This window comes from Chondrinema litorale, from assembly GCF_026250525.1.
Taxonomy (GTDB): domain Bacteria; phylum Bacteroidota; class Bacteroidia; order Cytophagales; family Flammeovirgaceae; genus Chondrinema; species Chondrinema litorale.
Window position 1 is genome coordinate 82,424 of the sequence record NZ_CP111053.1, and the last position, 18,079, is coordinate 100,502.

Here is an 18,079-nt window from a genome sequence, read left to right on the forward strand (position 1 = left end):
TTCATGCTAAAGCATAAGGAAAGCTTACTCTAACGAGTAAGCTTTTTTTATTTTAAATTGGGTACAGTTAAAACAAACTCGGTTCCTTCTCCTTCCTGTGAATTTACATCAATATTACCTTCCAACTTATCTACTGTTTCTTTTACAATATAGAGCCCTAAACCTGAGCCATTGTTCTTTTGAGTTGCACGATAAAACATGTCGAAGATTTTATTCAAATGTTGAGAACTAATACCAATTCCATTGTCTATAAATCTTATAACAACTTTTTTCTCTCCCTTTACAACTCTAACTTTTAAATAAGAATTTTCTCTGTAACTATTAGAATACCTTATTGCATTAGAAATTAAATTGTTAAATATCACCTTAAGCCTTCTCTTGTCCGAATAAAAGTCACTACTTCCATTTATTTCTAGAATTCGTTCAACATCATGCTCGGTGTTCATATAATTGAAATCGGCAAATATTTCCGAAATAATTTCTTCAAAATCTATCAATTCTGAAGCAATACCCATTCTTGAGTTTCTTGAATAATCCAGAATATCTTGAATAAAACTATCGAGACGGTGTAAACTTTTTTCCTGCAAGCTCATATAGTGAGCTTTAAGACTATCGTCTTTCTCATGTTTGGCTATCTCGATTAAACCTAGTGCAGAAGTGATAGGAGCCCTTAAATCGTGCGAAACAGAGTAAACAAAATTATCTAACTCAACATTAGTTTTTTCTAATTCTATATTATGCTTTTTAATTTGTGCTTCTGCCTCTTTTTTTAGTGTAATATCTCTTAATAAGGCTAGAACTAAGCTTTCGTCTTCAATTTTAAAAGCTGTTAGACTTATTTCGGCATAATGAATATTTTCAGGATCTCCATCATTTATAATTGAAATTTCGAATATCTGAGGTTCTCCTTTAGAAGCCAAATGTACCTTTTCTTGCATCAACTTTCTAGATTCAAAAGAAGTGTTATTTAATGCTATGGTAATTATGTTTTTACCAATAATTTCTTCTCTTGGCTTACCTATAATTTGCGCCGCTTTTAAATTACAATCTACAACTTGAGAATGTTTTATAATAAAAAGGCCATCATTAGAAGATTCAAAAATAATTCGATAATACTCTTCACTTTTTCTAAGTTCTTTTTCAACTTTTTTCTGTGTAGTAATATCCCTACCAATTCCAATAACACCTAAAAACTTGTTACCTAGAAACAAAGGTGATTTTATCATATCCAGAATAATCAACTTCCCATCGGGATATGTTCCAAATTCTTCAATTCTAATGATATGTTTCTTATCTCTGGCTCTATCATCCATTTTTCGGAAGAAATCGGCAGTTGCTTTCGGGAAAAAATCGTAATCGGATTTACCTAATAAATCTTCTTCGGTATAACCCATAAACTTCTCAAAAGCCTGATTGCACAACATAAATTGTCCGGCAGGATCTTTATAAAAAACTAGGTCTGGTATAGTATCAATTAAATAGCGAAGTAGTTTTCTTTCTTTTTGAAGAGTACTATAGAGCGCTTTATATTTTACTTCGCTGGCTTTAATAGATTTCTCGTAATTTAACCTTTCAAGCTCCGCTCCAGCTCTCACAGAAAATATTTGCAATATACTTTTTACAAAATCAGGGTCTTCAATTTTGTTTTTAAACATTACAACTAATAAACCTATAGGCTTCCCTAAATTATTGTGGAGTGGCACTCCTACATAGCCCTCAATTTCTAAATCCTTTAAAATTTTATCTTCGGGAAAAATATCAGCCGCGCCAGATTCAACACAAAAAATATCGTTGCTAATTACATTCTTACACGGAGTATCGTCAGATGAATACTCAAAATTTTCTTCTAACTGAAGATATTTCGCATAAGAGATTGTTTTTATGTAGCCGTTCTTTTTATATATTTTTTGCCCTATAAAAGTATAATCACTACCAAGCGATCTCGCTATTTCAATAGTAATAGCATTAAAAAAATCGATACCTGTTTTAGAAGAAACACCTTGCTGTAAATAACTTATTAGCTCACTTTTTTTCTGAAGGTTTTTATGCGAAATTATTTTTTCTGTTTCGTCTGTTACAAAAGCTAAAAAGCCGAGGTATTTTCCCTCATTATCTAGAATTGCACTTGTAGTAAACCGTGTATATATACTTTTACCATCGCAATCTTTAAATACCAGATTTAATACTTCGCTTTGTTTATTCTTACTATTTTCTAAAAGAGATTTAGCGAGTTTCGCTTCTCCCTCTTCCATAAAGTTAAATAATGATTTATTATACAGGTGTGCTGGTTCTGAGCCTATCATACTTGCCATAAAACTATTTATGAAAGTAGTAATATATCGCTCATCGAACTGCCAAATCCCGATACTAGCATTTTCCAGTAACAATTGATACCTCATATCCTGATACTGATGATTCATCTCCATAATAATTACTTCAGAAATTTGCGTGAATAGAAGTAAAAAGCGTTTAAAAAACTTTTAAGTCAGTGTTACAGCCCGAAATATATAAATCTTGTTTACTAGTTTAAAGAATAATGAAAAAACGATTAAATCAAAAAAAGTTATTCAGAAAGGATAAAATAAAAAAACCCCGGTACTATTAGCACCGGGATTTGTAGTAATAATTACATCATATGCGAGAATCATGTAATTGGAAAATAATCATGAACATTTTTTAAACAGAATTTCTTCTGAAAAAGATTCTCTTATTTAGTTAATAAATTGCAATAAAACAAAACAAGAGCTGTTTTTCTACATTTTAATAGTTACAATTCTCTAAATAAGTCAATTAACACTTTTAAAAATACCATAAAAAATCACCATCAATATAGCCCTCAAAAAGGCATAATCGCATCTTCTTTTATACTCATTCAGTAATTTTTACCATTTTATCGTGTGTTTTGCCATTTATTCTAGGCATATCAGTCACTAATTTTGAAATATAAATCGATGGATAATTCACAAAGATTAAGCTTGGCTAGCTCAAATAAATAGCCAAATTTTCTATCAATTTAGGAGTGAAATACACTTTTATTCATTGTTATTTTACTTGATCTAAATTTAGAAAAGTGCTAGTTGTGCAATTATTTATGACGCTTATTTTAAACAAATAAATGGAGAAATTATGAAAACTATATTGCATAAAGCAGATACTAGAGGTCACGCAAATCACGGATGGTTAGATTCTCACCATACTTTTAGTTTTGCAAATTATTATAACCCAGAAAGAGTTCACTTTGGCGTGCTACGTGTATTAAACGACGACATAGTAGAAGGTGGAAGAGGTTTTGGTACGCATCCGCATGACAATATGGAGATTATTTCAATACCACTAGAAGGTGCTTTAGAACACAAAGATAGCATGGGTAATACCTTTGTTATCAAAAAGAATGATGTTCAAATAATGAGTGCTGGCACTGGTGTTTTTCACTCAGAGTATAACAAGAGTGAAGAAAGCAATGTGAATTTTCTTCAAATTTGGGTTTTTCCTAAAGAAAAAAATATTAAACCAAGATACGATCAAATTACAGTAGATCCTGAATTAAGGGTAAACAAATGGCAAACAGTTGTTGCTCCAGATAAAGAAGGAGCTGTATGGATTAATCAGGATGCTTATTTTAGTTTAGGTAAAATTGAGGCAGGTAATTCTCTAGACTACCAAATACAAAAAGAGGGAAATGGCGTATATATTTTTGTGTTGGATGGAAGTATTGAGGTTAATGGTAATGCCCTTGATACTAGAGATGGACTAGGTATTTGGGACGCAGAGAGTTTTAATGTAAAAGCAAGCAAAAATGTAGAAGTTTTATTAATGGATGTTCCTATGACTGTATAATGATGAAAAATAGAAGTGTAAAACAAATAATGTATGCACAAGAAGTTACAATGGGAGAGATGCCTGTAAGGCAGCCTTTCCCAACTCAAAGTGTAGATCAGATAAATCCTTTTTTGTTGTTACACCATCATAAAACAACAATAGAAGGGGGTAGTCATCCAAGAAACATGGGGGTTTCTCCACATCCTCACAGAGGATTTTCACCAGTAACTTTCATAATCGAAGGTGATGTGCATCACAGAGACTCAAGAGGAAATAGTAGTGTGGTAGAAGCTGGAGGAGTACAATGGTTAAATGCCGGAATGGGTATTAACCATAGTGAAAGACCTTCAAAAAAATTGGCGGAAAATGGAGGTGTACAGGAAATTATTCAATTATGGGTAAATACTCCTCAAATTAATAAAATGGATCAGCCTCTTTATCAGGCTTTCTCTAAAGAAGCCTTGCCAATTGTTTCTGGTGAAGATGGACTCTCTGAAGTTAAAGTTGTAACAGGTGAGTTTAATAATGTTAAAGGACCTGTAATAAGTTTTTCTCCTATGCTTATTTTGTGGGGAGAAGTAAAAAGTAATGGAAAAGTTAAGATAGATATTCCTACAGATTATAATGCATCTGTTTATTTTATAAAGGGTAAAGCACATGTGAAAAACTTTGGTGTTATTGACGATTTAAATTTGATGTACTTTGAAAATGACGGTGATCAAATTACAATTTATGCCAAAGAAGAAAATATACAATTTTTGTTAATAGCAGGTAAACCAATTAATGAACCTGTAGTTTCTCATGGTCCATTTGTTATGAATACTCAAACAGAAATTATGACGGCAATGAGAGATTTTCAATTGGGTAAGATGGGTGTTTTAATTGAGGAATTTTAAAAAAAAAAGCCCGGATGATACATCCGGGTTTTCATCAATTATTAAAACTACAACAATCACAATATTTTATACACTTTTTTATACGTATCAATAACAAATTATTGTTTCAAATCTGCTTAATAATTTCAAAATTCATGCTAAAAAAGGCAAAAATTTGCCACAAAACTAGGAAATCTATATTATCTCAATGTAGTCATACTGTTAATTTATTAATTATTGAAAAAATACAATCAACTTCTCGCGAACTACAGATCAGATTCTAACCTTAGATTCCCCAAATATGGTAGAGTATGTATCTGATCTTGGATGTGTATAATCTTCAATTAATACTTTTAATACTTCTGGGCTAAAATAATACTCACCTTGCTTAGTTTTCCTAATCGCAGTTACTAATTCATCAATATCATTTTCTACAAGTACGATGGATTGGAACCCAAACTGAAGGTAATATTTTAAATTTACCAATGTTTGACTCTCAGTTATTAAAATCATTTTAACCCAAGGGGAGAATTTTTTTAAAACATCCTGATAACTTGTGTAAAGCATTTCAGAAAACAATATCTGATCAATAATAACAATATCTGGAAAAGTAATTTTTATTTGATTTACCAAACTTCTGGTGGAGGTTTCAATTGTTATTATGTTTGGATGTTTGTCTGCGTTTATTTTTTCTTTAAGGCCATCTAAAATTAGTTGTCTTTTGCCTGCAAGAATTATATTAAATTTTCCAGCCATAATCCATTAACTTAATTCAGATTAAATCCATGAATAAAAAAATCGTAGCTAAATCCAGTATCACTAGACTTAGATGGCTTTTCAAAATTAGACATTTTCAAAATTTCCTTAATTAATTCTTTAGGACCATTTTCCCAATAAGCGTTACTTTCAGGCTTAAAACCAGGTAAGTTACCTCTTTTTCTATCATTATTTTTATCGATCAGAAGTAACACTTTAATACCAGCTTTTATCATTTTAGGTGACTGGTTTTTCCAAACGTAAAGATCATCTAACATTTGCTGATCCAAAAGCAAAATATCTGCATTAAAAGACTTTAGGCATGTTACCAATTGATCTAAACTATATGCTTTACCTACTACATAAAGTTGAGGTTGAGCAGACATCACGCACTCAATACTCTGAACTATCAATTTTTTATTCGATGCAAGTATGATTTTAATTGGTTTCATAGGACTCTATAATTCTTAATCAAAATGAATAATAAATTGGATGATAGTTGATAGTTAGTTAGAATTAGATTCTTCTATCTGATTGAAAGGAGAGTGTTTGAATCGTTTAAATGTCTCGGGAAGTTAGTGCTTTTAGATCGAATTGAATATCCCTGTAAACAGGTAATTTTTATCTTCTACGCAGCGCAAATAGGATAGTATATAGGAGTTTTAAAAAAATAAATTATTACTAACTCCTAAATTTTTGATATCACTAAAGAAAAAAAAAAATAGTAGAAATGAAAGTTTTACCCCTTTTCGTACTCAATTTTTGCCACTAAATAATCAAGAAAAGATGAACTTGAAACAGCTGGTACAATTATTCTAAGACTCTTTGGTACTATTTCAATCTTAACAGAATTCTGTTCTCCTATAATTTCTCCATCTACTTGTACAAGCATCTTTCTATTCCTTTTAAGTTTAATTCTAGCTTCTTTACATTGTATAATTTTAGCAAATCTCGTTTTGTAAAGAGCTCCCGTAAAAAAGGTAAGAATTAACAATAGCAAAACTTTAAATGAAATGGTTTTTAAAATACAAAGTTCAAAAAATCCGTCGTCTAATTTTCCAATTGGATTCAGTACGGCACCTGTTCCATATTTTCTGGCATTAGCAAAAGCGATCATATGACATTTTATTTTTCGCACGCCATTCTCTGTTGTTAATATACATTTCATTCTTTGAGAGAATTTCCACTCTCTAAAAAAGTTTTTGGCATAACTTAACAAGCCTCTTGTTTTATCCTCCTCAAACCTTTTGATAACCTTTGCATTAAAACCTACATCACCAATATGTAAGCAGGTATGTTTACCATCAATTAGTAGTGTATCAATTAAAACTTCTTTACCTTCTAATATGAGTTTAAGTGCTTCTTCTTTGTCAGTAGGTATTTGTAGTTCTGTAGCCATACCATTGGCAGAACCAAAAGGAATAATCCCCAACTTTGCATTAGTATGAAGAATACATCTTGCCACCATTAAAAGTGTTCCATCACCTCCAATTGCAACAGCAATTTCAGGTTTATCTTCCACTATAATTTTGTGAACGTGTTGTTCGTCGTCTTTACCAGTTGTCTTGTAAATTTGATAGTCAAGCTCATTTTCATCTGCGAAAGCTTCTAATTTAGAAAGAAATATATCTTTTTTCTCACCTCCAGCAATCGGATTGATTACAAATAATACTTTTTTCAATGTCTGTTATTTAAGTCTCTATAATTCAACCCCAGTAAGCAATTTTATTAAATCAGTATCTGGTTGGTTGTTTTCTCCGTATCGTATACCAAAACTTCCTTTATAGTCCCATATCGTCCATGAAACATTATGGTCTTCTAAGGTAGTTTTAACATCTTTATACCACTTTAACATCGTATCTTCTGGAAGTGTTTTTAAACAGCCCCATTCTCCACAATAAACTTGTAAATTTCTTTTTTGAGCAAATTTAACCGGTTTTATGATGAGGTTTTCAAGACTATCTTTATTATATGTGCCACCAAAATTTCTAAGAACAGCTTTCAGGTTTGCATCTAAATCGGCAATATCTTCTTCTTTTACAATCTCTCCAGGGTAGTTTACTGGTCCATCATAAGATTTATGAACCATCCAAGGAGCTTTGTAGTGAGTGAGTGCCATTGGTGTATAAAAATGAAAACTTACTATAATATTAGGGTCGTTTTCAGGTAACTTCAGATCATCAAAAGTATCGGTAGATTGCCAGCGATTAGAACCCACCAAAATTTTTCTTTTTGGCTCTAACTTTCTTACAGTCGCCACCGCATTTGTTACAATCTTATTCCAATCTTCTGGGTTGTCTGCTACGGGTTCGTTCATCAATTCGTAAGCAACAGATTCTTTTGGGTATTTTTTTAATTCACCAGAAAGCTCTTTCCAACAAGTATAAAATTTTTCCTGAGCAGCTTGTTCTGTAAAAAGTGGTTTTATCTCATTATTGAAATGATGTGAGCGAAGAATGTGTAGATCGACGATCACTTTTAGATCATTTTTTAATGCCCAGTTAATGCCATTATGTAAGAGCTCAAATGCTTCTTTTTCTTTATTGCCATCTGCATCCCACATTTGCTCTTCGTCAATTGGCAATCTAATATGGTCAAAACCAGCTTTTTTTATAAAGACAACATCATCTTCCTGAAACCATTCGACACGTTCTTTGCCTCTCCGATCACTTTGAGATAACCAATGCGAAATATTTACTCCCCGCATTATATCGAATCTATTTGGTTTAGGAAGTTCCTTTTCTGTACGAGATACAATTGTATCTGAAGTGGGTGTTGTACAGCTTGTTAGAAGCAAAAAGATTGCTACTAGTGTTAAAATTCTTTTCATTTTCATAGTTAATCATTATCACTATGAAATTACAAATGAATAAACAGAATTACCTACTAGAACTGTATTTTCTTGCTAAAATGACTGATTTTTATTTGAAATCTAAGGAACCTGCTCACCCATAGTTTTAAGAGACCACTCTAGTGGCCAGCTAATAAATGCTGCATAATTAAAGTCTTTGTATTTAAACTTTGCACCATCTTCTCCACGATATTTTTTTAGCACTTCATTAATTACGGGAACTAGTGGTTTTGCCTCTTCTTTGATCAATTGTGTTGTTCTGGCTGCCTGTAATGCTACCCAAACACGATCATCTTTAAGATATTTTTCTAAAACTGGAATGGCATTTTCGCAATTCCCTAACTTGCATAAGGTTTCAGCAGCAGCAATTTGAACACTTGGAGAACTATCATTTTCTAATACTTCTAATAATACTTTTAGAGAACTCTTTGCTCGCTCTCCAAGATTTAACAATCCAATTACACTCCAAAAGCGCACTCCACTATCTTCACTTTGTAAATTCGCTTCAAATTCTTCTTTACTAGCTTTCCCCACCATTTCGGCTGCATTGTATATTGCCGCTAAATCATAATTATTACTTTGAGCATATTGATAAGGAGTAGAACCAGTTGATCTAATCATATATTCAGCCTCAGGCAAAAAACCAATATCTCTGGTTTCAAATATCCAATTTTTAAGTTCATCTCTTAAACTGTCTTTTACCAATTGATACTCATCAGATTCAGCCAAGTTATTCAATTCGTAAGGATCATTCTCCAAATCATATAATTCCTCATTTGGCTTTTTATGCCACATGCGTTCAGAAGCTGCAGGTAAAGTTGCTGCTTCGTGCTCTTCTCTCAATAATTTGAATACCTCCTTCACATCAGAAAAAATATAACCATCTTGTATATATGGATATTGAGGCTGATAATGCCTGATATACATAAACCGATCATTTCTCACCGAGCGAGAAGTTTCGAACATATCATCCGCACGGCTACGTGCACCAAATACATATTCTCTAGTATCTTTTCTAAATGGTCCCAAAAAAGCATTTCCGGGCATATATTCAGTTTTTGGAATTCCAGCGAGACTCAAAGTTGTGGGAACAAAATCAACAAAACTCACCAAATCTTCTGTGGTGCTTCCGGGGCTTTCAGAAAAATAAGATTTATATTTTTCGGGTGTGTAAACAACCAACGGAACTTTTAAACCTGTTTCATTTAACCAACGCTTGTATCTTGGCATGCCAAAACCATGATCGGCAAAAACAAAAATGAAGGTGTTCTCCATCAAACCATCTGCTTCTAAGTTTTCAACCACTTCACCAACTTTTTGATCAAAAGCACTCACCAAATCGTAATATCTTGCCCACAATTCTCTGGCTTTTTCATTATCTGGATAGTAGGGTGGCACTTTCACTTTTGCCGGGTCATGAAACATTTCTTTAGGCAAATCCTCCACTGAACTTTCATATTTTTCTCGAATATTTCCTGCACCTTCGTGGCTTAAACCAAACACAAACATGCTATAAAAAGGCTGTCCTTCTTTTCTTTTTTTCCACGGTGTATTATCATTTTCCCAATATTCCCAAACTCCAGTTGGGTCAAAATTATAATCTGTTTTACCTGATAAACTGGTGAAATAACCCTCATTTCTAAGCATTTCTGGTAAGGTTTTAATAAATTCTGGTTTGGGTGTTACAGATCGTAAATGTTGTGTACCCATAGAAGTGGCATATAAGCCTGTAGCCAAACAAGATCGAGAAGGAGCACAAATGGGCGCTGTAGCAAAAGCTTTTTTGTAGACAATTCCTTTACTTGCCAATGCATCAGTATTTGGTGTAATGGCAAAATTATCACCGTAACAACCAAAAGCAGGGCTAATATCTTCAGCATTAATCCAAACGATGTTAGGAGGAGGAAGGCTTTCTTTTTTTGAGTTAGTAAAAGTACATCCAGAGATTAAAAGTACTTGAAAAATGCAGATTAGACTGGTTAATTTCATTATAATTTTTGAAGAAAATTAAGCTATTCAAAATCTTCCTCTGACCTGTGTTATCCTGTTTCTGGCCTAAATTTTCCCTTATTAGAGGTTTTCATTTAGAAAAGATAAAATAATGATGCTTCTTGTAGATTAATAAGTTGATCTCAATTGAATTTTTTTTATATATTAAAATCTCTCAATACCACTTTTTCAATCTCCTAATCACAAATACTTTCAACGCTACTTCATCCATGCAAATCAAAAGACTTTTTTTACTTTCTTTTATATGTATAGTTTCGGCATGTACAGAAAAAAAAATTACATCCGAAAATGTAAATTGGCCAGTTTATCTGGGTGATAAATCTAGTCAGCAATATGCTCGATTAGATCAAATTAATACCGAAAATGTAACTCAACTTAAACCAGTTTGGACTTACAGTACTGGCGATGCATCTGACGATAATCGCTCTCAAATGCAATGTAACCCAATTATTATTGATGGAGTGATGTATGGCACTTCACCCAAAGTAAAAGCTTTTGCAGTTGATGCTATTACCGGAAAGGAAAAATGGAAATTTAACCCGGCAGATCATGATGCACATGGAGAAAATATAAGCAGAGGAGTAACATTTTGGCAAAATGGCAAGCAAAAAAGATTGTATTTTGCCTCTGGTGCTACACTTTTTTGTTTGAATGCTGAAACTGGTGAAATGATGGCTGATTTTGGTAATAATGGTTCAGTATCTTTAAAGGAAGGTTTAAGAGAAAATGATTCTTCTTTTTATGTTGCCAGCACCACTCCAGGAATCATTTATAAAGACCTGATTATAATGGGCACAACTGTCTCAGAAAATTCTGATGCAGGCCCGGGACATATTAGAGCCTACAATGCCAAAACCGGTGAGACTGTTTGGACATTCCACACCATTCCTCATCCGGGAGAGTATGGTTACGAAACTTGGCCAGAAGATGGTTGGCAGAGATTAGGTGGAGCAAATTCTTGGTCGGGCATGTCTCTCGATGAAGAGAGAGGAATGGTGTACATTCCAACTGGTTCTGCTTCATTTGATTTTTGGGGAGGAAACCGGAAAGGTGAAAACCTATTTGCCAATTGTATTCTCGCATTAAATACCGAAACTGGTGAAAGAATATGGCATTTCCAAACAGTACATCACGATCTCTGGGATAGAGATTTGCCTTGCCCTCCAAATTTGATTACTGTTGAGAAAGATGGAAAAAAGATAGATGCCCTGAGTCAGGCAACCAAATCGGGATTACTGTTTGTGCTAGATAGAGAAACTGGCGAACCAATTTTTCCGATCGAAGAAAAACCTGTACCAAAAACAGATTTAATTGGTGAAGAAACTTGGGCAACTCAACCTTTTCCAATAAAACCTGAGCCATTTACCCGCCAGAAAATGACCGCAAATGATCTTCATAATTTCTTTCCAGAATATGCAGATTCATTAAATGACTTGATGAGCAAAGTTCGTACTGGTCAGCCTTTTATTCCTCCAAGTACTGAAGGCATGATTATTTTCCCTGGTTTTGATGGAGGTGCAGAATGGGGTGGACAAGCTTACGATCCTGAAACAGGCATGTTGTATATCAATGCCAATGAGATGCCTTGGCTTCATCAAATGATTGAAATTGAAAAAGAAAATACCCAAACTGATTTGCTAGCAGATGTTGGTAAAGCCATCTATAAGTTAAACTGTGCGGCTTGCCATGGCCAAGAGTTACAAGGTGATGCTACAGGTTCTTATCCACCGCTTAATAATGTGGTAGAGAGATTAAAAAGAGATGAGGTAAAACATATTATTAATAATGGAAAAGGATTTATGCCGGGTTTTGGTCATATCAAATCTGAAGAAAAAGAAGCAATTTTGGCATTTTTGTTTCACGAAGACACCAAAATTCAACCTAAAGATGTACATGAAATTGGCAAGTTTTCTAATGAAGGTGTAGTACCTTATACACACACAGGTTACAATCGCTTTTTATTGCCAGAAGGTTACCCGGTAATTACTCCACCTTGGGGAACACTTTCTGCCATCGACTTGAATAAAGGCGAAATTGCTTGGCAAGTTCCTTTAGGAGAGTTTGAAGAGCTAACAAAAAGAGGCATTTCTAAAACAGGTACTGAAAACTATGGCGGCCCAATTGTTACTACTGGCGATCTTATTTTTATTGGAGCTGCGCAAGATGAATATATCAGGGCATTTAATAAAAAGACAGGAGAAGAACTTTGGAAATACAAGCTACCTGCGGGCGGCTATGCAACACCTTCAACCTATTCTGTAAATGGAAAACAATATGTTGTAATTGCCTGCGGAGGAGGCAAAATGGGAACTGCTTCTGGTGATAAATATGTAGCTTTTAGTTTGCCATAAAAAATAACTTATTTATTAGTAATGAAGACAAAAGGGTGTAGTTGAGACTAAAAAAAACTGATTCAGATTCAGTAAGATAAAGTCTTCAATCACACTCTTTTTGCTTTTACAAGGCTCATTTATTTTATAAATTGAGTCATATCTTTCAATACTTTTTTACTACGTTTTCAGCATTTTTTTCTGAAAACTAACTATTAGCTTTTATATGAAAATGGAATTTACCCGAAGGGAATTTATTCAGAAAAGTAGTATGCTTTCTGCTGCGTTGCCATTTGTTCCCTTATTCTCCCAAGCAAATCAAAACGCTCAAAAACAGCATCCAGACAATGAGCTGGAAATCCACATTTTTTCTAAGCATCTACAGTTCTTGAACTACAATGAAATGGCTGAAGCCGCTGCCGAAATGGGCTTTGCCGGATTAGATATTACTGTAAGACCAAAAGGACATGTACTGCCCGAAAATGCGAAAAAAGATTTACCAAAAGCTGTAAAAGCCATTAAAGATGCTGGCTTAAAAGCAACCACCATTACGACTGCCATTAGTAGTGCGGATGAACCGTACACCAAAGATATTCTAGAAACTGCATCAGATTTAGGAATCAATTATTACAGATCAAATTGGCTGCATTATTCAGAAGAAATTAGCATCCCGAAAGCCATGCAATCATTCCAAACTCAAATTAAAAAGCTTTCAGAACTCAATAAGAAAACCGGAATTATTGGAGCTTACCAAAACCATTCTGGCAGATATGTGGGAGCTGCTATTTGGGAGGTGTGGGAATTATTAAAAGACAGTAATCCACACAGCATGGGCTGCCAGTATGACATCAGACATGCGACTGTAGAAGGTGGGAAATCTTGGCAAACAGGCTTGCGACTTATTGCTCCTAAGATAAAAACCATTGTGCTCAAAGACTTTAAATGGATGCAAACCGACAAAGGTTGGGAAGCTGTGAATGTACCAATCGGTGAGGGCATGGTGAATTTTACAGAGTATTTCTCTCTACTAAAAAAATATAATATCCAGGTGCCAGTATCTCTACACATGGAGTATGATTTAGGCGGTGCAGAACATGGTGGAAAAGATATTCACATTCCAAAAGAAGAAATATTTATGAAAATGAAAAAAGACCTAAATAGCATACAAACATTATGGAAATCCGTCTGAAAACAAACTACTGTTTTGCATTATTAATACTAGCTTTTTTTACTTCATGCCAACAAAAAAAAACAACTAATACAACCGAGCTTAGTCAATTTTACATGGCTCAACTCTCTCTTGAAAACTCTGAGATTTTAATATCTGAAGTAGCTGCCGATTTAGAAATACCATGGGAAATTACTTGGGGACCAGACAATTACATTTGGTATACAGAGCAAAAAGGTACAGTAAGCAAAGTAAATCAAGAGACTAAAGAGCTTAAACAATTACTCTACATACCAGAAGTGCATTATCAAAAATCGAGGGGATTGTTGGGTATGGCCATACATCCAGACTTTGAGCAAAACCCTTATGTGTATCTACATTATACTTTTATAGTAAAAGGGGAGGAGTTGTTTAAAGATGAAACCAAATCGAGATTGGTGAGATATTCTTATGATGCTAAGCAAGATACACTTTTAGAACCGATTACATTGCTCGATAATATTCCCGGAAAAACCTTTCACAATGGTTCTAGGATTTTGATTAGTGACAATAGAAAAATTTTCCTTTCTACAGGAGATGCTGGAAATACCAAAGGTAGCCAAGATGTATCGCTTATTTCAGGAAAAATTCTGCGATTAAATCTCGATGGCAGTATCCCTGATGATAACCCAATAAAAGATTCTTATATCTACAGTTGGGGGCACAGAAACCCACAAGGTTTGGCATTTGGCAAAAACGGTTTGCTTTATAGCTCCGAGCATGGTCCTAACAATGATGACGAACTAAACCTAATCGAAGCAGGCAATAACTATGGTTGGCCAAATGTAGAAGGCTTCTGCGATAAAAGTAATGAACAAGACTATTGTAAAGATTCTAGCATTACCGAACCACTTTACGCTTGGACGCCCACCATTGCTCCATCTGGCATAGCTTATTACAATCACGATCAAATTCCAGAATGGAAAAACAGCATTATAGTAGGTGCACTTAAAGGCAGATCGGTTAGGGTTTTAAAGTTAGACGAAGAAGGGAAGCATGTAATCAATCACGAAATCTATTTCCAGAAAACCTTTGGCAGAATTAGAGATATTTGTGTTTCGCCAGAGGGAGACGTTTATTTGGCAACCAGTAACCAAGACTGGCACCCTAAATATATGCCGGAAATGTATGATCATTTGCCTTTAAAAGGTTTCGATAAAATTATTAAGCTTTCCAAAGTGAGCTCATCTGTACTGGCTGAGCTTAAACCAGAAAAACCTCTTTTGCTCGAAAAAGATATGAAAGAAATTGAGTTGCAGGCATCCGTTCAAAACAGAATGGTAAGTGCAGAGGATGCGCAAAGCGGAGAAAATTTATATCTCCAACATTGTGCTTCCTGCCATCAAGCAAATGGGCAAGGCTCATCTGGATTAATTCCACCACTAGCCAAAACTGATTGGGTAACTGGTAGTACAGACCGTTTGGCCTCTATCGTATTAAATGGAACTTCTGAAGCGATAAAAGTAAATGGTGAAATGTATGAGCAAGAAATGCCGGGCTATGCTTCTTCGCTAGAAGATGAAAGTATTGCGCAAATTCTCACCTACATCAGAAGTAATTTTGGAAATGATGCTAGTGCAATTTTGCCTGCTGAGGTAGGGGAAGCAAGAAAAGGATTGAAGTTGTAACCCATTTTTGATTTGGAATTTTATGGTACAATCATTTATAACAAACTGACTGTTAGATAATAAGGAAATCTTTTATTGTCCTTTTAACTTGACACAAAAGGACCAAAAGCTCAAGACTTTGGACAAATTTGCTGAATTTCTATTATGATTTCTAAAAAATCCGAAACTCGCTTTGCTCAAACAACAGATTTTTTTTCACGCAATCATACTAAAAATTCTTAACGCAATTTGACCAAGGTCAATACTTTAAATTATTTAATGATTATCCGTAAAGCTACCACAAAGTAAATAGGGTATGGTCTGCGCTTCGAAATTAGCTCAAAAACAGGTCATTATGGATAGTATTATTGAATTCATGGAAGCGTACCGCAATGAGTAGGTATGCCGTGAGGGTTTCAAGGAAATCAGGGATAAAGCAGGTGTTTGTTGCAAGAAATGCGGTAGCCAAGAGCATTACTGGCTAAATAGCAAGCAGATGTACCAATGCAAGTCATGCAGTTTTAGGACAGGCCTCCGCAGTGGCACCATCATGGAAGCTTCCAAACTTCCGTTTCGCTACTGGTTCGTTGCTATCTGGCTGATGGGCTGTAGCAAGAAAGGTTCTTCTGCCTGTAATGTGCAGAGGCAGCTCAATCATAAGCGCTATGAACCTATCTGGGCAATGATGCACAAAATACGCTCTGCGATGGGCCAACGGGACAACCACTACTTGCTGGGAGGCAATATTGAGGTAGACGAAGGGTTCTTTGAAACACTAGTACCCGAGGGGCAGAAGGAAGAGGAGAGAAAGCGGGGAAGGGGGAGCCAGAAGCAGACCATGGCGATGGTCTTTGCACAGACAGAGGTGGTGCTACAGCCTAAAAAACACCGCCCTTCTAAAAGGTGCAAGTATTTCAAAATGGCTGTATGCGCTGATTTTACAGTAGAAACTGCTAGAAATACGATTACCCGGCATGTTGCCCAGAATGCCAAGATGATTACAGATGGCTATTCAACCTATCAGTCACTGACAGGAGAGTTCGAGATGGATGTGGAAAAAGTGCCCTCAAAACAGGCCCATATCAAACTACCTTGGGTACATACAGCCATTGGGAATGCAAAGAAAGTCCTACAAGGGATATATCAGCATACAAGGCCAGGGTATCTACAGAATTATCTAGATGAGTTCTGTTACAAACTCAATAGAAGATACTTTGAAAATGATATTTTTGACAGAATATTAATTGCTTGTACGCTCACTTGAGCTTGTGGTAAGAATACGGATAATCATTAATTATTTTAAGACCTACTTAAAGTTACCAAATAGAATAAAAAAGCCGGTTGCTCTAAAACAACCGGCTTTTGTTAATCATTCTTTCATTATTATAAATCATATTTATCTCCCCATTCCATCGTTTTTTGCTCTCGCATTGCTTGGTTACCCATATGTACTGCAATAGCCGTATTATGTCCACTCACTATATCTGCTTGCGGTTTTTTGCTTTCAATGATACATTTTGCAAAATCAGCTAATGATCTGCTTGTTGGTAAAGCATCATCCTCACTTTCAAATTCTGCAACTACCGGGATACCTTCACCCGCTTCTAAAACCTTTTTAGTGGCAGAAGAAACTCCGTCTACACTATCGTTTGCTCCTTGTATTGGTTCGGGATAAATTACTGCTCTTTGTCCATCTCTTCGGTGAATTTCTAAAGTAGCTTTTGTTCCATAAAATTTTACTGAAAATGCTTCATAAGAATTGGTCGTGAGGCTGGTATAAGTGGCTTTTGTTCCATTCGGATAATCAAAAATTGTATTCACATTATCGTAAGTTTCTCTACCATCTTTCCAATAATTAATGCCGCCTGAACCAACAACTTTTACAGGCTTACTATCTAACATCCAGTTTACTACATCAATCTGATGCGCGCAAAGTTCTGCCATTAATCCACCAGAGTATTCGCGATACATGCGCCAGTTAATCAACTTTTCTAATTTAGGGTCTTTTACTGCTCTGCGCCAATCTCCATTTCTATTCCACGATGCATAGATATGTTGAATATCGCCAATATATCCACCAGAAATAATCTCATAAATTCTATGAAACAAAGGACTCATTCTCTGCTGAAAACCCATCTGGAAAACCAAATTAGAATTTTTTACTTTATGAGATAAATTTACTGTCTGTTCAATGTTATGAGTCATGGTTTTCTCACAGAAAACATGCTTTCCAGCATCTAAGGCAGCCATCGCAACTTCGTAATGCACGCTCAATGGTGTAGCAATAATTAAGGCATCAATAGATTTGTCATCGATGAGTTTACGATAATCGCTATAAGATTTGGCTTTTTCGTCTGCCAGAGACATTCCCGTTTCTAATCTTTCGGGAATTAAATCGCAACAAGCAACAATTTTAATATCAGGTGAAGACTGAGTCTGCTTTATCAGCCAATTACCTCTTCCTCCTGTTCCAACTACACCAATTCTAACTATATCTTGATTGTAACTTTTTACAACATTGGGGAATGCTGATAGACCTAAAGCAATTCCAGTTCCTGCAATTGCACTGCTTTTGAGAAAATCCCTGCGGACTAACTCTTTTCTGTCTTTTTTCATATTCTTGG

At 34.9% G+C, this 18,079-nt stretch carries 13 protein-coding genes; 6 read left to right on the forward strand and 7 right to left on the reverse strand.

Annotated features, from left to right (window positions below; genetic code table 11):
- Nucleotides 1–47: 47 nt before the first annotated feature.
- A complete protein-coding gene (locus OQ292_RS32465; protein WP_284688454.1) occupies nucleotides 48–2,426 on the reverse strand; it encodes a PAS domain-containing sensor histidine kinase in 2,379 nt (792 codons plus the stop codon).
- 700 nt (nucleotides 2,427–3,126) lie between these two features.
- Between OQ292_RS32465 and OQ292_RS32470 the strand changes: the two genes are divergently transcribed.
- Together OQ292_RS32470 and OQ292_RS32475 are read left to right on the forward strand one after the other, a co-directional pair.
- Nucleotides 3,127–3,837 carry a pirin family protein gene (locus tag OQ292_RS32470; protein ID WP_284688455.1) on the forward strand — a complete coding sequence of 237 codons (711 nt, stop codon included), beginning with the start codon at nucleotides 3,127–3,129 and terminating at the stop codon, nucleotides 3,835–3,837.
- Nucleotides 3,837–4,715, forward strand: a complete 879-nt coding sequence (locus tag OQ292_RS32475) for a pirin family protein (protein WP_284688456.1) — start codon at nucleotides 3,837–3,839, stop codon at nucleotides 4,713–4,715. Before OQ292_RS32470 ends, OQ292_RS32475 begins: the two co-directional genes overlap by 1 nt.
- 252 nt (nucleotides 4,716–4,967) lie before the next feature.
- On the opposite strand, the gene OQ292_RS32480 is transcribed toward OQ292_RS32475, so the two are convergent.
- The 5 genes from OQ292_RS32480 to OQ292_RS32500 all read right to left on the reverse strand — a co-directional run bounded on the left by OQ292_RS32480 (nucleotide 4,968) and on the right by OQ292_RS32500 (nucleotide 10,290).
- The gene (locus OQ292_RS32480) at nucleotides 4,968–5,450 is read right to left on the reverse strand and encodes a hypothetical protein (RefSeq protein WP_284688457.1); all 483 of its coding nucleotides are present in this window, start codon (nucleotides 5,448–5,450) and stop codon (nucleotides 4,968–4,970) included.
- Between the two features lie 11 nt (nucleotides 5,451–5,461).
- A complete protein-coding gene (locus tag OQ292_RS32485; RefSeq protein WP_284688458.1) occupies nucleotides 5,462–5,902 on the reverse strand; it encodes a helix-turn-helix domain-containing protein in 441 nt (146 codons plus the stop codon).
- 287 nt (nucleotides 5,903–6,189) lie between these two features.
- A complete protein-coding gene (locus tag OQ292_RS32490) occupies nucleotides 6,190–7,131 on the reverse strand; it encodes a diacylglycerol/lipid kinase family protein (protein WP_284688459.1) in 942 nt (313 codons plus the stop codon).
- 18 nt (nucleotides 7,132–7,149) lie between these two features.
- Nucleotides 7,150–8,280, reverse strand: a complete 1,131-nt coding sequence (locus tag OQ292_RS32495; RefSeq protein ID WP_284688460.1) for a glycoside hydrolase family 5 protein — start codon at nucleotides 8,278–8,280, stop codon at nucleotides 7,150–7,152.
- A gap of 102 nt (nucleotides 8,281–8,382) precedes the next feature.
- Nucleotides 8,383–10,290, reverse strand: a complete 1,908-nt coding sequence (locus OQ292_RS32500; protein WP_284688461.1) for a sulfatase-like hydrolase/transferase — start codon at nucleotides 10,288–10,290, stop codon at nucleotides 8,383–8,385.
- Nucleotides 10,291–10,520: 230 nt separating this feature from the next.
- Here OQ292_RS32500 and OQ292_RS32505 point away from each other — a divergent pair, with 230 nt between their 5' ends.
- From OQ292_RS32505 to OQ292_RS32520, 4 genes are all read left to right on the forward strand, one after another.
- Nucleotides 10,521–12,662 carry an outer membrane protein assembly factor BamB family protein gene (locus OQ292_RS32505; RefSeq protein WP_284688462.1) on the forward strand — a complete coding sequence of 714 codons (2,142 nt, stop codon included), beginning with the start codon at nucleotides 10,521–10,523 and terminating at the stop codon, nucleotides 12,660–12,662.
- Between the two features lie 205 nt (nucleotides 12,663–12,867).
- The gene (locus OQ292_RS32510) at nucleotides 12,868–13,830 is read left to right on the forward strand and encodes a sugar phosphate isomerase/epimerase family protein (RefSeq protein WP_284688463.1); all 963 of its coding nucleotides are present in this window, start codon (nucleotides 12,868–12,870) and stop codon (nucleotides 13,828–13,830) included.
- A gap of 95 nt (nucleotides 13,831–13,925) precedes the next feature.
- Complete coding sequence (locus tag OQ292_RS32515; RefSeq protein WP_284688464.1) at nucleotides 13,926–15,476, forward strand: PQQ-dependent sugar dehydrogenase; 1,551 nt, start codon at nucleotides 13,926–13,928, stop codon at nucleotides 15,474–15,476.
- 529 nt (nucleotides 15,477–16,005) lie between these two features.
- On the forward strand, nucleotides 16,006–16,719 hold the full coding sequence (locus OQ292_RS32520; RefSeq protein WP_284683380.1) for an IS1595 family transposase: 714 nt from the start codon (nucleotides 16,006–16,008) through the stop codon (nucleotides 16,717–16,719).
- Between the two features lie 119 nt (nucleotides 16,720–16,838).
- On the opposite strand, the gene OQ292_RS32525 is transcribed toward OQ292_RS32520, so the two are convergent.
- Nucleotides 16,839–18,071, reverse strand: a complete 1,233-nt coding sequence (locus tag OQ292_RS32525; RefSeq protein ID WP_284688465.1) for a Gfo/Idh/MocA family protein — start codon at nucleotides 18,069–18,071, stop codon at nucleotides 16,839–16,841.
- Between the last annotated feature and the right edge of the window lie 8 nt (nucleotides 18,072–18,079).